Here is a 12,376-nt window from a genome sequence, read left to right as displayed (position 1 = left end):
TTCCGGGCATTCCTGGGGAGGTTGAGCGGTCTGCACGGATAACCAACTTATGTCACTTCTGTCGGGGCCTGGCCCGCAGATGCATCCGCTCCCCCTGCGGCCCGAACAGGCTGAGGACCTCGGCGGACCCGCCCGCGCCGCCGAACCAGTGCGGCAGCCGGGTGTCGAACTCGGCGGCCTCGCCCGGCTCCAGGATCAGCTCGCGGCCCGCCAGGTACAGGCGCAGCCGCCCGTTCAGCACGTACAGCCACTCGTAGCCCTCGTGGGTCTGCGGCTCGGTCGGCCGCCGCCCCTCCGGGACGATCATCTTGAACGCCTGCACCCCGCCGGGACGCCTGGTCAGCGGCAGCACGGTCATGTCGCCCATCTTCCGCGCCCGCGGCCTGATCCGCGGGTCGCCGACGGCCGGCGCGCCGACCAGCTCGTCCAGCGGGACCCCGTGGGCCTGCGCGAGCGGCAGCAGCAGTTCCAGGCTCGGCCGCCGCTTGCCCGACTCCAGCCGCGACAGCGTGCTCACCGAGATGCCGGTGGCCTCGGCGAGCGCGGTGAGGGTGGTCTCGCGTTCCTGCCGCAGCTGCCGCAGCCTCGGCCCCACTTGGGCGAGGACGTCCTCGGTCGTCTCCATGCCCTTATTGCAGGTTCGGCAAAGAAGTTTGTCAAATCGGCGAGCCATCGCGCATCCTCGCGGCATGACGGACAACAGTGAACGAGACGTACTGATCATCGGCGGCGGACCGGCCGGGCTGAGCGCCGCGCTCGTCCTGTCCCGGGCCCGGCGGAGCGTCACCGTGGTGGACGCGGGCGAGCCCCGCAACGCGACGGCCGAGCACATGCAGGGGTTCTTCACCCGCGACGGCATGCCGCCCGCGCACCTGCTGGAGATCGGCCGCACCGAGGTGCGCGGCTACGGCGGCGAGATCCTCTCCGGCAAGGTCGAGCGCACCGCCGGCGACGCGGCCGGGGGCTTCGCCCTCACCCTCGCCGACGGGAGCACCCTGCGGGGACGCCGGCTGCTGGTCACCACCGGGGTGACCGACGTCCTGCCGGACGTCCCCGGCCTCCGCGACCGGTGGGGACGAGAGGTGCAGATGTGCCCGTACTGCCACGGCTGGGAGGTCCGCGACCAGCGGATCGTCGTGCTGGCGTCGTCGCCGAACTCCGTCCACCAGGCGTCGCTGCTGCGGCAGTGGTCGCCGGACGTGACGTTCCTCGCGGCGGAGGCCCCGGCCGGCGACGACGCGGCCCGCCTCGACGCGCGCGGCGTCCGCGTCGTGGTGGGCGAGGCGCGGCGCCTCGCCGTCGAGAACGACCGCGTCACCGGCTTCGAGCTGGCGGACGGCTCCGTCCTCCCGTGCGACGCCGTGTTCGTCGCGCCGACGTGGGTGGCCAAGGACGGCCCGCTGACCGACCTCGGCTGCGAGATCGGCGACGACGGCTTCGCGACGGTGGACGCGACCGGCCGGACCAGCGTCCCCGGCGTCTGGGCGGCCGGCAACGTCACCTTCCCCGCGGGCCAGGTCATCATCGCGGCCTCGGCGGGCTCGATGGCCGCCGCGATGCTCAACGCCGACCTCATCGAGGCCGACGTCCAAACCAAGCTCGCCGCCTGACCCCGTTGACCTGCGGCGTGTTGTTGTTTTGAAGGGTCGAATAACAACAACACGCCGCAGATCAACAGTGCTTAGGGTGGGCGGGTGGACGAGCGGGAGTGGCGGGCGGGGCGGGCGGCGCTCAACCGCGGGCGGGCGCGGCTCGGGGAGATCGCGAGCGGGCTCTACCCGGACGCGCCGCGCGTCGCGGGGACGCCGCTGCTCTGCCGGGACGGCTGGGTGCCGGACGCGCCGATCCCGCTCGCCGGCCTCCGGATCGGCTGGGACGACCGTCCGGCGCCGCCCGCCGTCGCCGGTCCGGCCGACGGGCTGCCGGACGGGTACCGCACCTACGCCGAGGCCATGGCCGCGCTCGCGCCGCCGAAGGTGTTCGAGGACCGTCCGGCGTACCGGCTCCTCGACGCCGCTCCGCCCGTCCTGCGCTTCGGGCCCGCCCGCTACTTCGACGGCGTGAACGTGGGCGAGGCCGTCGCGCACGAGTTGGCGGCGGGCGCGGACGGCCTGCGGGCCCGCGTCGGCGACCCGTGCGACCTCACCCGCCGCGCCGCCCTCTGCGCCATCACGACCGTCACCGTGACGGCGTCCGGCTCCTACGTCCTGCACTGGCGCGATCCGTGGAAGGTCGCGCACGCCGGCGGGCTCCACCAGGTGATGCCGGTCGGGGTCTTCCAGCCGCTCCGCGACGAGAGGCCCGACCCCTGGGCCTGCATGGTCCGCGAGTACGCCGAGGAACTCCTCGGGGCGGACGAGGACTACGGCGCCGGCTTCGTCCAGGACGAGTGGCCCTTCCACCGGGCGATGACCGCCGCCCGCGAGGAGGGCCGGCTGCGGGCGCACCTCCTCGGGCTCGGCGTCGACCCGCTGACGTTCGCGCTCGACCTCCTCACGGTCGTCGCCGTCGACGACGACGTGTTCGCCGACCTCTTCGGCGGGCTGGTCGCCGTCAACGCCGAGGGCACGGTGTCGACGGCGCCGTTCGACGGGACCGTCCCGCGGCCCGCGCAGCCCGCCGGCGCCGCCGCGCTGCGCCTCGCGTGGCGGCACCGGGAGGCGCTCGGGCTCACTCCCGGCTGAGCGCCTTCATCTCGTCCAGGGCGTCCACCAGGTGGTCCACGATCTCGGACGGGTCGGGGACGAGGTCGCGGCAGGCGACGATGCCGACGTTCACCTTGCCGTCGTAGGAGAAGACGGTGATGTTCAGGCCGCCGCTCACGTCGGTCACGACGGAGATCGGGTAGTAGCCGAGCACCTTCGCCCCGCACAGGTACAGCGGGAACTGCGGGCCCGGCACGTTGGAGATCATCAGGTTGATCGGGCGCAGCGACAGCGCGGGCGCGGCCTGGAGCGCCAGCCGGGTCGCGGCGCCGGCGAGCGGCGCGGGCAGCAGCCCGCTCATCTCCCGCACCCAGCCGCCCGACGAGCGGGTGAAGCGCCGCTTGGCGACGCCCATGTCGTGCCGGACGGCGGTGTACCGCTCGGCCGGGTCGGGGACGTGCGTGGCCAGCGGCGCCGTCATGATCGAGACCTGGTTGCCCGGCCCGGCCGCCGCCCCGGCCCGCCGCAGCGACACCGGGACGGCCGCGACCAGCGGGCGGTCCGGCAGGTCGCCGCGCTTGTCGAGCCACTGCCGCAGCGCCGTCGCGCACAGCGCCATGACGACGTCGTTCACGCTGCCGCCGAGGCCGCGCCTGATCTCCTTGATCTCGGCGAGGGGCAGTTCCCCGCAGGCGACCGAGCGGCGGCGGCCGATCGGGCGGTTGAACGGGGTGGGCGGCGCGCTCATCCGGGGCGCCTTCGGCACCTCCGGGCGGCGCAGCGCGCCCTGCACGGCCGACGCCACCAGCCCCACGCCCGGGATGGACGAGAGGCCGGGGATCTCGTCCAGGTAGGGGGCGGTGCGCGCGACCGACACCGCCGACCGGACGGGATGCAGCGCGGCCCGCAGCAGCCCGGTGCCGAGCATGTCGACCCGGCCGGGGGCGCGGGCGGGCGCGGTCTCGTCGGCGGGCACGTCGCGCGGCTCGGGGGTCAGGTCGAGCAGCGCGGCGAGCGTCTCGGCGGCCATCACGCCGTCGATGGCGGCGTGGTGGACCTTCACGTAGACGGCGGTCAGCCCGCCCTGGAGGCCCTGGATCAGCACCATCTCCCAGAGCGGGCGGGTGCGGTCGAGCGGCTGCTCGTGCAGCATGCCGACGATGTCGGCGAGCTGCCGTTCGGTGCCGGGCGCCGGGAGCCCGATCTCGGTGATGTGCCGCTCGGGCGCGAAGTCGGGATCGTCCTCCCAGTAGGGGTTGTCCAGGCCGAGCGGCACCTGCGCGAGCCGCTGCCGGAACGGTCGGGCCGCGAGGTGCGCGCGGTCGCGGATCAGCTCGGCGACGAGCGGGACGCTGAGCCGCCCGCCGGGGCACGCCATGGCGTCGACGATGCCCAGGCCCGCGATGTGGGCGTGGGTGGTGTCGGTCTCGGCGTGGAGGAAGGTGGCGTCCACGGTGGTCAGCTGGCTCATACTTCTCGGTTCCGTCCGCTCGTCGTGCGCCTGCCCTGCCTCTCTAGGAGTTATGCGCTCCCAGGCGGCAGGTCAACGTGGGTCAGAAGGAAGCAACAGGGATTTAACGGGGCGTTTCACCCAGTTCATCCGGCATTTTTGCGGGCGGCTGGACAAGATTTTCACCGCACCCGGCCTCACTCGGTCAGAAAACTTCCCAAAGGCGACATTGGGCGAAATCCAGGGCCGGACGGGCGGCGCCGCGCCATTCCGGCGGCGGCCGCGTGATCACCGCACTAGGCTGATGCGCCATGACGGCACGACCACTTTCGGAGATCGTCGAAGCGGGCTGGGCGGCGGCGCTGGAACCCGTCGCCGGGACGATCGCCGCCGCGGGCGACTGGCTGCGCGCGGAGGTCGCCGCCGGCCGCCGCTACCTCCCCGCCGGGAACCTCGTCCTGCGCGCGTTCACCCAGCCGTTCGACGACGTCCGCGTCCTCATCGTCGGCCAGGACCCGTACCCGACGCCCGGCCACCCGGTCGGCCTCAGCTTCTCCGTCGCGCCCGACGTCCGGCCGCTGCCCGCGAGCCTGATCAACATCTACCGGGAGTACCGCGACGACCTCGGCCACCCCGAGCCGTCCACCGGCGACCTCACCCCGTGGACGGAGCAGGGCGTCTGCCTGCTCAACAGGTCGCTGACCGTCATGCCCGGCAAGTCCGGCTCGCACCGCGGCAAGGGCTGGGAGCAGGTCACCGAGCAGGCCATCCGCGCCCTCGCCGGGCGGGGCCGCCCCCTCGTCGCCGTCCTGTGGGGCCGCGACGCCCGCAACCTCAAGCCGATGCTCGGCGGCGTCCCGTGCGTCGAGTCGCCGCACCCGAGCCCCTACTCGGCCGACAGCGGCTTCTTCGGCTCCCGCCCCTTCTCCCGCGCCAACCAGCTCCTGGAGCAGCAGGGCGCCCCACCAGTCGACTGGAAGTTGCCCTAGCCCTCTTCGGGGAGGTGGCGGAGGAGGGTCGCGAACTCGCCGGTGCCCTCCGTGGGGGCGTCCGCGGCGAGGGGCGTCAGGCGGCGCTCGCCGTGGCTCCAGTAGACGCCCGGCGCGCACGGGTCGTCGGCGATGGCGTGCATCTCGCGGACCACGTCCGCGAACACCGGCAGCACGTCGCGGACCGCCGTCGACGTGATCGGGTACAGCAGCAGCGTGCTGTGGCACGGGACGCCGACGAGGGCGCCGTGCTCGTTCGGCCAGGGCAGGAACTGGTCGACCTCGCTGAGCAGCGCCGACACGTAGCGGCTGCCCGGCTTGGTGACGACGCGGACGTCGCGCCCCGGCAGGAGCGGCTGGTCGTGGACGGCGACGTCCGCCAGCTCGCGGTCATGGGTGTTCGTCATCACATAGCCGAGCTTGTGCAGGCCGAGGAGCCCGGCGCGGGCCTTGGTGAGCGGGCCGCCGTAGCGCGGGTGCTCTATCATCACCATCGCGTCGAAGTGGTCGCCGGCGGGGACGACGACGAGCCCCTCCCGGTCGTGCGGCGCGAGCTTCGGCACTATGCGCAGCCGCAGCAGTTCCCTGACGTCGCCGAACAGCTCCATCTCACCGATCGCGAGGAACGCGCGGTCGCCGACTTCGCGGACCCACTCGTCCACCACCTGGGGCCACGTCGCCCGCGGCTCGCGGACGCAGCGCTCCAGCACCGTCCAGCTGGAGGCCCGCGCCTCGGACCGGCCGACGGGCAGCACCACCTCCGAGGTGCCCGGATCGAACCAGGCGCTGGGCGCCAGGGCGGGCAGCACGTCGCGGATGAGCGCGTGCACGTCCGCCGCCGCGTCCAACGGTTCCATGAAAGCTCATCCTCCCTCAGCCGTCGGCGGATCACGTCACCCCCCAACCTTCTCAGAACTCGGCCTGCTTGTGTGATCCATCGCGATCCTCGCCGCACACTCGCTGATCATGAGCGGCTCAAGTACGGTGCCTACATGCGCGAACTCGTGTACCCACCGGTGATCAAGACGGCTGTCGGTGTGTTCAAGGCCCTGAACATCAAGTTCCGTCTGGAGGGGACCGACAACATCCCCAGCACCGGCGGCGCGGTGCTCGTCAGCAACCACGTGAGCTACCTCGACTTCATCTTCGCCGGTCTCGCCGCCCATCCCGCCAAGCGGCTGGTGCGGTTCATGGCGAAGAAGGAGATCTTCGACAACCGGGTCGGCGGGCCGCTCATGCGCGGGATGCACCACATCCCGGTCGACCGGAACGCGGGCGCCTCGTCCTACGCCGCCGCGCTGAAGGCGCTGAAGAGCGGCGAGATCGTCGGCGTCTTCGCGGAGGCGACGATCAGCCGGTCGTTCACGGTGAAGGAGATCAAGAGCGGCGCGGTGCGGATGGCGGTCGCGTCCAAGGTGCCGCTCGTCCCCGTCGCGCTCTGGGGTCCGCAGCGCATGTGGACGAAGGGCCGCAAGCGCCGGCTGCTGCAGCGCAACGTCCCGGTGACGATCCTCGTCGGCGAGCCGATGTACCCGAAGCGCGGCGACGACTACGAGGCCGTCACCCAGGAGCTGCACGCGCGCATGGCCGAGCTGCTGGAGAAGGCGCAGCGCGAGTACCCGGACGTCCCGCGCTCGGACGAGACCTGGTGGCAGCCCGCCTACCTCGGCGGCACGGCGCCGACGCCGGAGGAGGCCGAGAAGCTCGACCTCGAGGAGGCGGAGGCGCGCAAGGCCGCCCGCGCGGCCCGCGAGGCCGGGGAGTCCGGCGGGCAGGGCTGACGGGCGGGGCCGGTTGACGGGCCGGGCGGCTAATTCGTTGGACGCGGCGCACCGCCCGGCCAGATCATTCACTGCATGACCATGTCGCAGGAGAGGCCGCAGGAGGTCCTGCATCTGATCGAACCCCTGGAGAACCTCACCGGCCCGGGGCAGGACCCGTCCCTGCCCGTGGTCTTCAACCTCTCCGACAACAACTCGCCCGCCGACGTGATGGACGTGCTGTCGCTGCGCCCGTTCGCGTCCGGCGAGCAGCCCTGGTCGCGGTCGACGCGGCTCGAGCACGTCAAGGCGGACGCTCCGCTGCGCCCGGACGGCGCCCGGCTCGTCCGGGTCGCGCACGAGAAGGGCAAGGAGTCGGTGCTGGCCGAGGGCGACGGCTGGACGCTGCTGACGAACCGCTGGAAGAGCGGCGTCGCGTACCTGGCCGTGTCCGCCGTCACCGACGACCTGGCCGAGGAGGTCCTCGAAGCGTCCGTGAAGGACGCGACCGAGCCGCCGAAGACCGACGAGACCAGCGTCGAGATGGGCTTCTGGCACATGGGCTCGCACGGCCCGGTCCGCAGCGAGCGCGCGATCACCGCCGACGCGTGGGCGGACATCCGGCACAACTACACCGCGCCGGTCGCCGAGGCGCTCGACGACGTGATGCGCCTCACCCGCGACGAGGTCGCGGGCCGCCTGCTGCTCCTGCACGGCCCGCCCGGCACCGGCAAGACCACCGCGCTGCGCGCCCTCGCCCGCGCGTGGACCGGCTGGTGCCAGGCCGACTGCGTCCTCGACCCGGAGTCGCTGTTCGGCACCCCGAGCTACCTCATGGAGGTGGCCGTGGGCGACGACGAGGACGACAACCGCCGCTGGCGGCTGCTCATCCTGGAGGACTGCGACGAGCTGATCCGCGGCGAGGCCAAGCAGTCGACGGGCCAGGGCCTGTCGCGCCTGCTCAACCTCACCGACGGGATGCTCGGCCAGGGCCGGGACGTCCTCGTCGCCATCACCACCAACGAGGACCTCGCCATGCTGCACCCGGCGGTCGTCCGCCCCGGCCGCTGCCTCGCCCAGATCGACGTGGGCCGCCTCACCCGCACCGAGGCGGTGACCTGGCTGGGCGGCGCCGACGTCTCCGCCGCCGACGTCGGCGCGGACGGCGCGACCCTCGCCGAGCTGGCCGCCCTCCGCAAGGGCGAGAAGCGTCCCCACAACGAGAGCGCCCCGACCACGGCGACCGGCTTCTACCTCTAACCCCCGCCCCCGCTCCGTTCACCTGCGGCGTGTTGTTGTTATGGCTGGGCTGATAACAACGACACGCCGCAGATCAACAAGGCAGGGCTGGGGTCAGGTTGCTTTGGTCAGGGCTTGGGTGATGTCGGTCCAGAGGTCGTCGGGGTGTTCCAGGCCGACGGCCAGGCGGACGGTGCCCTCGCCTATGCCCGCCGCGGCCAGGGACGGTGCGTCCATCTGGCGGTGGGACGTGCTGGCCGGGTGCATCACGAGCGTGGCGATGTTGCCCAGGGACGGGCCCAGGGAGATCAGCTCGACCGCTTCGGAGAAGACGCGTCCCGCGTCCCGGCCGCCGGTCAGCTCGAAGGCGAGGACGCCGCCGGCGCCGTCCGGGAGGAGGCGGCGGGCCACGTCGTGCTGGGGGTGGCCGGGCAGCCCCGGGTAGTGCACGCGGGTGACGGACGGGTGCCCGGCGAGGCGGGTGGCGAGGTCCAGGGCGGAGGCGCTCTGCCGGGCCACGCGCATCGGCATCGTGGCGAGCCCGCGGATGGTCAGCCAGGCCGCGTGCGCGTCGGCGGTGGAGCCGATCTCGATGGCGTGGCTCCACACGCGCCGGTGGACGGACGGGTCCGCGAAGACGGCGACGCCGCCGATGATGTCGCCGTGCCCGCTCAGGTACTTGGTCGCCGAGTGGACGACGATGTCGGCGCCGTGCTCGATGGGCTTGCAGAGCAGCGGCGCGAACGTGTTGTCGACGACGGTCAGCACGTCCGTGCCCTGGACGGCGGCGGTGAAGGCGGGCAGGTCCGTGACGTGCGTGGTGGGGTTGGCGACCGTCTCCAGGTAGAGGAGCCGGGTGGTGGGACGCAGCGCGTCGCGCACCTCGGCCGGGTCGTCGCCGGGGACGAAGGTGACGTCGACGCCCCAGCGCTCGGCGAGGTCGTGGAGCAGCGCGTAGGTGCCGCCGTAGAGGGCGGTCTGGGCGATGACGTGGTCGCCGCTGCGCAGGAGGCCCATGAGCACCGCGTTGACCGCGCCCATGCCGGACGCGGTGGCGAGCGCCCCGGCGCCGCCTTCGAGTTCGGCGACGGCCCGCTCCAGGGAGCGGACGGTGGGGTTGCCCATCCGGGCGTAGAAGAACGCCTCGTCCGGACCGGCGAAGGCGGCGGCCAGGTCCCCCGCGGAGTCGAAGGAGAACAGGTGGCCCTGGTAGATCGGGACGGCGAGCGGACGGCTGCCCTCGGGGGCGATCACGGTCGGGTGGACGGCGCGGGTCTGCGGGTGGTGTCCGGTCATGTTCCCAGCCTGCGGCGGAATCCGGCGGCCCGGAACGGCCAATTGCGACCAGTGGCCCGGACCACGCCCCCCGAGTCGTGCGTCGCGGCGCCGGACCACCGGCCCGGCCAGGGACGCGGACGCCCCCGGCCGGTACGGTTCCCGCCGCCCGCCCACCCACCCCGCGAGGGCCGGCCGGCGATCGGGATCGTCCCGGTCGAACGGCGCCGTTCTCGGCGTCCCTCGGCCGGAGTCCTGAGCATCGCCCGGCGGACCCCTCCCGCGCCATCCGGGAGACCACCGCCAAAACGGGCGCGCCCATCCGGGACGGGACCGTGCGTACTACGGGTCAGCCCCGAGCCGCGCGGGCGAACAGCCGCCGGTAGACGCGGCGGAGACCGTGGAGATCACTCACAGGCTCGGTGAACGCGAGCCGCACGTCGAATGAGGACGGCGGCCCCGGCTCCGGCGAGAAGCAGCGCATCCACATGCCGTACCGGTCGAGCGCCAGCGGCCGGACGGGCCCGGACGGGACGGACTCCGGCAGCAGCGCGGTCAGCTCGTCCCGGTGGCCGGAGTCCAGGTGGGTGAGGATGCCGGCCTCGATGGCGACGAACGGGTCCGGCGCGGCGTCCGCGTACTCCTCGGGTTCGAGGACGGCGCTCCCCCACGCGTCGTCGATCTCGACCTGCGCGACGTCGAGGGCGAGGACCGTCCACTCGCCGCCGCGCCCGGCGCCGAGGTCGAGCAGCTCGGGACGCGGGTGGACGTGCGAGAGCCGCAGCGCGGCGGCGCGCAGTGCGGTGTCCGGCAGCGCGGTGAGCCAGCCGTGCAGCCGGGCCCGGCCGCGCACCCGGTCGGCGAACGGGACCGGCGCGACGTCGCAGATCCGCAGGGTGGCGGGCACGTCGTCCGGCTCGGCGGCGAGCGCGGCCACGATCGGCGCGGCGGACGGGACGAGCAGCAGCGGACCGCCGTCGCGGTCGGTGGTGTGCGCCGCGACGGGCGTGTCCGGGACCTGCGGGACGGCGAGCACGCCGTCCGCGATGCCGTACGCGAGGGTCCGGGCCCGTTCCGCCGGCGCCGGCCCCTCCAGGGTCGTGGTCTCCGCTCCCCGCACGCTGCCTCCTTGACGTATCAGGTTAGGGTTACCTAACTTAGGCTTACCTAACCACTAAGGAGAGTGATGAACAACCCCCGTCCCAAAGTGCGGCTGTCGCGGGCGCTCGGCATCCCGCTGACGCCGAAGTGCGTGAAGTACTTCGAGGCCAGGCCCTACCCGCCCGGCGTGCACGGCCGCGCCCGCAAGCAGGAGTCCGACTACAAGGTCCGGCTCCGCGAGAAGCAGCGGCTCCGCGCGCAGTACAACATCCGCGAGGCGCAGCTCCGCAACGCCTTCGCCGACGCCGCCAAGGCGGGCGGCAAGACCGGCGAGGCCCTCCTCGCCGGCCTGGAGCGCCGGCTGGACGCGCTCGTCCTGCGCGCCGGGTTCGCCCGCACCATCTACCAGGCGCGGCAGTTCGTCGTGCACCGGCACGTCCTCGTGAACGGCCGCCGCGTCGACCGCCCGTCCTACCGGCTCCGCCCCGGCGACGTCATCACGATCGCCGACCGCAGCCGCGGCATGGACGCGTTCCAGATCGCCGCCGCCGGCGGGCACGCCGAGACCGTCCCGCCCTACCTGGAGGTCCGGCACGAGGCGCTCGCCGCGCGGCTGACCAGGCTCCCCGAGCGCGGCGAGATCCCCGTCGTCTGCGACGAGCAGCTCGTCGTCGAGCACTACTCGCGCTAGCGCGGGTCGCCGGGTGCTGCGCGGGGCCGAGGCGCGGAGGGACGCGAGGGCGCGGCGCCGGTCCTCGGTGCGGGTTTTCGTCCCTGCGGCCCCGCTGTCGCCCACGTGACGTGCGAGCGCCCCGCACGCTTCCGTGCGGGGCGCTCGACGCGAGGGGTCAGTTCTTCGGCTTCGCGCTCTTCTCGGACTTGGGCGTCTGCGAGGCGCCGCCGCTCGGGACGGCCCCGGGCAGCTGCGACTGCTGCTGGCTCTGGTCGTTGGTCCCCGACGGGTAGTGCTTGGTGATCTTCCACTTGCCGTCGATCTTGGCGAGGGCGAGCCGGAGCAGCGTGGCGGGCGCGTCCGTGGCGCCCTCCTTGGTCTTGACGCTGATGTCGACCATGATGACGGCGGTCGCGAACCGTTCGTCGACGCTCCCGACGAAGACCTGGTTGGTCTTGGACGACAGCACCAGCTCGGGGTTGCTCTTGAACGTCTCGCCGAGGTTGGGGAGCGTGTTGGTCTTGAACGTCTCCAGAAGGTCGCCGCCCATGAGCTTCTGGGCCTTGTCCATCTGCGACTGGTAGTTCTGCGCGTTGTAGTTGAGCGCGACGTCCCCGTACGCGGAGGCGACCTTGCCGACCTCGGCCCGCGCGTCCTTGTCGGACGACATCGAACTCGCGCTCGTCCACTTCCAGATCGCGAGGCTCGCGAGGAGCGCGATGAGGACGACGAACACCACCGTCGGCACGAGGGGCAGCCCGAAGAGGCCCGGCCGGGCCGGGGCCGGGCCCGGCGCGTCCTCTCCGGCCGCGGCCTCGGACGTCTCGGCGGCGGCCGGAGCCGGCTTCACCATGGTCGGCGCGGGCTTCGCGGCGGCCTTCGGAGCGGCCTTGGCGGCGGCCTTCGGAGCGGGCTTGGCGGCGGGCTTCGGAGCGGCCTTGGCGGGCTCCTCCGCCGCGTCCTCCTCCTCGGCCGCGTCGTCCTCGGCGTCGAGGGCCTCCAGGACGTCGTCCAAGTCCTCGTCGTCGATGACTTCGATGACCCGCACTCGGCGCTTGCGCTTGGCGGCGGGCCGGGCGGGCCGCGCCGCGGTGTCCGCGGCGTCCTCGACCTCCTCGGTCTCCGCCCGCTCCTCGGCCGGGACCGCCTCGACCTCGTCGGCCTGGTCCTTGCCGGTCTTGGCTGTCACTTCGGTACTCCTCGGGATTGGGTCGGTCCTTGCGCCGGCGCGGCCGGCTCAGTCC

The 12,376-nt window shown here is 73.2% G+C and carries 12 protein-coding genes; 6 read left to right on the top strand and 6 right to left on the bottom strand.

Annotated elements, in window-relative coordinates:
• Positions 1-52: 52 nt before the first annotated feature.
• Positions 53-625, bottom strand: coding sequence for a helix-turn-helix domain-containing protein (locus ACA511_RS10260; protein ID WP_375023853.1), 573 nt, complete (start codon positions 623-625; stop codon positions 53-55).
• A 64-nt stretch (positions 626-689) separates the two neighbouring features.
• Here ACA511_RS10260 and ACA511_RS10255 point away from each other — a divergent pair, with 64 nt between their 5' ends.
• On the top strand, positions 690-1,610 hold the full coding sequence (locus tag ACA511_RS10255; protein WP_375023852.1) for an NAD(P)/FAD-dependent oxidoreductase: 921 nt from the start codon (positions 690-692) through the stop codon (positions 1,608-1,610).
• Between the two features lie 84 nt (positions 1,611-1,694).
• Positions 1,695-2,684 carry a hypothetical protein gene (locus ACA511_RS10250; protein ID WP_375023851.1) on the top strand — a complete coding sequence of 330 codons (990 nt, stop codon included), beginning with the start codon at positions 1,695-1,697 and terminating at the stop codon, positions 2,682-2,684.
• On the opposite strand, the gene ACA511_RS10245 is transcribed toward ACA511_RS10250, so the two are convergent.
• Positions 2,671-4,116, bottom strand: coding sequence for a wax ester/triacylglycerol synthase family O-acyltransferase (locus ACA511_RS10245; protein ID WP_375023850.1), 1,446 nt, complete (start codon positions 4,114-4,116; stop codon positions 2,671-2,673). The genes ACA511_RS10250 and ACA511_RS10245 overlap by 14 nt on opposite strands.
• 290 nt (positions 4,117-4,406) lie before the next feature.
• On the opposite strand from ACA511_RS10245, the gene ACA511_RS10240 reads away from it, so the two are divergent.
• A complete protein-coding gene (locus ACA511_RS10240; RefSeq protein WP_375023849.1) occupies positions 4,407-5,084 on the top strand; it encodes a uracil-DNA glycosylase in 678 nt (225 codons plus the stop codon).
• Here ACA511_RS10240 and ACA511_RS10235 read toward each other — a convergent pair.
• On the bottom strand, positions 5,081-5,941 hold the full coding sequence (locus ACA511_RS10235) for a hypothetical protein (RefSeq protein ID WP_375023848.1): 861 nt from the start codon (positions 5,939-5,941) through the stop codon (positions 5,081-5,083). The two genes, ACA511_RS10240 and ACA511_RS10235, sit on opposite strands and share 4 nt — an antisense overlap.
• A gap of 135 nt (positions 5,942-6,076) precedes the next feature.
• Between ACA511_RS10235 and ACA511_RS10230 the strand changes: the two genes are divergently transcribed.
• On the top strand, positions 6,077-6,865 hold the full coding sequence (locus ACA511_RS10230; protein WP_375023847.1) for a lysophospholipid acyltransferase family protein: 789 nt from the start codon (positions 6,077-6,079) through the stop codon (positions 6,863-6,865).
• Between the two features lie 75 nt (positions 6,866-6,940).
• Positions 6,941-8,104, top strand: a complete 1,164-nt coding sequence (locus ACA511_RS10225; RefSeq protein ID WP_375023846.1) for a DUF5925 domain-containing protein — start codon at positions 6,941-6,943, stop codon at positions 8,102-8,104.
• Between the two features lie 93 nt (positions 8,105-8,197).
• Here ACA511_RS10225 and ACA511_RS10220 read toward each other — a convergent pair whose 3' ends face one another.
• Both ACA511_RS10220 and ACA511_RS10215 read right to left on the bottom strand, forming a co-directional pair.
• Complete coding sequence (locus ACA511_RS10220) at positions 8,198-9,379, bottom strand: trans-sulfuration enzyme family protein (RefSeq protein WP_375023845.1); 1,182 nt, start codon at positions 9,377-9,379, stop codon at positions 8,198-8,200.
• Between the two features lie 328 nt (positions 9,380-9,707).
• Positions 9,708-10,478 carry a DUF2470 domain-containing protein gene (locus tag ACA511_RS10215; protein WP_375023844.1) on the bottom strand — a complete coding sequence of 257 codons (771 nt, stop codon included), beginning with the start codon at positions 10,476-10,478 and terminating at the stop codon, positions 9,708-9,710.
• A 66-nt stretch (positions 10,479-10,544) separates the two neighbouring features.
• Between ACA511_RS10215 and rpsD the strand changes: the two genes are divergently transcribed.
• Positions 10,545-11,150, top strand: coding sequence for a 30S ribosomal protein S4 (gene rpsD / locus ACA511_RS10210; RefSeq protein WP_375023843.1), 606 nt, complete (start codon positions 10,545-10,547; stop codon positions 11,148-11,150).
• 157 nt (positions 11,151-11,307) lie between these two features.
• Here rpsD and ACA511_RS10205 read toward each other — a convergent pair whose 3' ends face one another.
• Entirely contained in the window at positions 11,308-12,321 is a 1,014-nt protein-coding gene (locus ACA511_RS10205) for a hypothetical protein (RefSeq protein WP_375023842.1), read from the bottom strand.
• Positions 12,322-12,376 lie beyond the last annotated feature (55 nt).

It is taken from the genome of Actinomadura sp. GTD37, assembly GCF_041951365.1.
In the GTDB taxonomy this organism is placed as follows: domain Bacteria; phylum Actinomycetota; class Actinomycetes; order Streptosporangiales; family Streptosporangiaceae; genus Spirillospora.
This window is presented reverse-complemented; position numbering and strand designations above follow the sequence as displayed.

What these genes read in the sequence shown, in the direction of transcription:
- ACA511_RS10240 (WP_375023849.1), top strand. Translation starts at nt 4,407, where the DNA reads ATGACGGCACGACCACTTTCGGAGATCGTCGAAGCGGGCTGGGCGGCG.
- ACA511_RS10225 (WP_375023846.1), top strand. Translation starts at nt 6,941, where the DNA reads ATGACCATGTCGCAGGAGAGGCCGCAGGAGGTCCTGCATCTGATCGAA.
- ACA511_RS10260 (WP_375023853.1), bottom strand. Translation starts at nt 625, where the DNA reads ATGGAGACGACCGAGGACGTCCTCGCCCAAGTGGGGCCGAGGCTGCGG.
- ACA511_RS10245 (WP_375023850.1), bottom strand. Translation starts at nt 4,116, where the DNA reads ATGAGCCAGCTGACCACCGTGGACGCCACCTTCCTCCACGCCGAGACC.
- ACA511_RS10255 (WP_375023852.1), top strand. Translation starts at nt 690, where the DNA reads ATGACGGACAACAGTGAACGAGACGTACTGATCATCGGCGGCGGACCG.
- rpsD (WP_375023843.1), top strand. Translation starts at nt 10,545, where the DNA reads ATGAACAACCCCCGTCCCAAAGTGCGGCTGTCGCGGGCGCTCGGCATC.
- ACA511_RS10235 (WP_375023848.1), bottom strand. Translation starts at nt 5,941, where the DNA reads ATGGAACCGTTGGACGCGGCGGCGGACGTGCACGCGCTCATCCGCGAC.
- ACA511_RS10230 (WP_375023847.1), top strand. Translation starts at nt 6,077, where the DNA reads ATGCGCGAACTCGTGTACCCACCGGTGATCAAGACGGCTGTCGGTGTG.
- ACA511_RS10220 (WP_375023845.1), bottom strand. Translation starts at nt 9,379, where the DNA reads ATGACCGGACACCACCCGCAGACCCGCGCCGTCCACCCGACCGTGATC.